At 72.1% G+C, this 1,126-nt stretch carries 2 protein-coding genes; one reads left to right on the forward strand and one right to left on the reverse strand.

Features of this window, described 5'->3' with window-relative positions; all coding sequences use genetic code 11:
- Window positions 1–537, reverse strand: a 537-nt coding sequence (locus tag G6023_RS15355) for an ABC transporter ATP-binding protein (protein WP_182636356.1), incomplete at its 3' end; no start/stop codon positions are given.
- Window positions 538–688: 151 nt separating this feature from the next.
- Between G6023_RS15355 and G6023_RS15360 the strand changes: the two genes are divergently transcribed.
- Window positions 689–1,126 (forward strand): maltotransferase domain-containing protein (locus G6023_RS15360; RefSeq protein WP_182636358.1); only part of this gene is annotated, 438 nt, incomplete at its 3' end.

The following is a 1,126-nucleotide window of genomic DNA, read 5'->3' on the forward strand; positions in this document are numbered from 1 at the left end:
GTCGAGGAGCAGCAGTTCGGGATCGGTCATCATGGCGCGGGCGATGAGCACGCGCTTGCGCTCCCCCTCGGAGAGGGTGCCCCAGGTTCGCTCGGCCAGGTGCTCCGCCCCGATCGACTCGAGGGTGTCCGCGGCGCGCTCGAAATCCTCCGGGTCGTACTTCTCCCGCCAGCGGCCCAGCACGGCGTATCCGGCGGAGATGACCAGGTCCTGCACCACCTCGTCGCCGGGGATGCGGCCGGCGACCGCGACCGACGACAGGCCGACACGGCTGCGCAGCTCGGTGACCTCCGTCCGGCCCAGCTGCTCCCCGAGGATGACGGCCGTCCCCGTGCTCGGGTACTCCAGGGCCGAGGCGATCCGCAACAAAGAGGTCTTGCCCGCGCCGTTGGGGCCGAGCACCACCCACCTCTCGTCCAGTTCCACCTGCCAGGACAGGGGCCCCACGAGGGACGTGCCGTCCCGCCGGAGCGAGACGTCGCGGAGGTCGAGGACGAGGTCGGGGTCGATGTCGATCAGGGTGCTCACGACGCCCATCTAACCGGTAATCGGGAGGACGGGTGGCGAAGAACACGGCCGTGCAGGTGAACGCCGACTCGGGCACCCCTGAAGGATCGGCCCGACTTCGCTAGCGTCGTGGAGGTGACGCCGCCCACCGCGGCGCCCACCCGCCGAGAGGAGCACCGACGTGAACGACCGTCTGGCCATCGATGAGGTCCGCCCCCTCGTCTCCTGCGGGAGGTTCCCGTCCAAGTCCGTGGTCGGGGAGATCCTGCCCGTCTCCGCGATCGTCTGGCGCGAGGGCCACGACGCCCTGTCCGCCAGCCTGGTCGTCCGCCGACCCGGCGGCGCGTCCTCCCGCACCACGATGGTGCCCGGCACCGAGCCGGACACCGTCCACGCGCTGCTGCCCACGGATGTGGCGGGGATGTGGTCGTTCCGGGTGGAGGCGTGGTCCGACCCGTTCGCCACGTGGCGCAGCGGCATCGTCAAGAAGATGGCCGCGGGCCTGGACTCGGGCGAGCTGGGCAACGAGTTCGAGGTGGGCGCCCGCGTGCTCGACACCGCGATCGCCCGGGCGACGGTCGCCGGCGCCGCCGCCCGGGTCGACCTGCTGACCGGGGCC

It is taken from the genome of Dietzia sp. DQ11-71 (assembly GCF_014144995.1).
Taxonomy (GTDB): Bacteria; Actinomycetota; Actinomycetes; order Mycobacteriales; family Mycobacteriaceae; genus Dietzia; species Dietzia kunjamensis.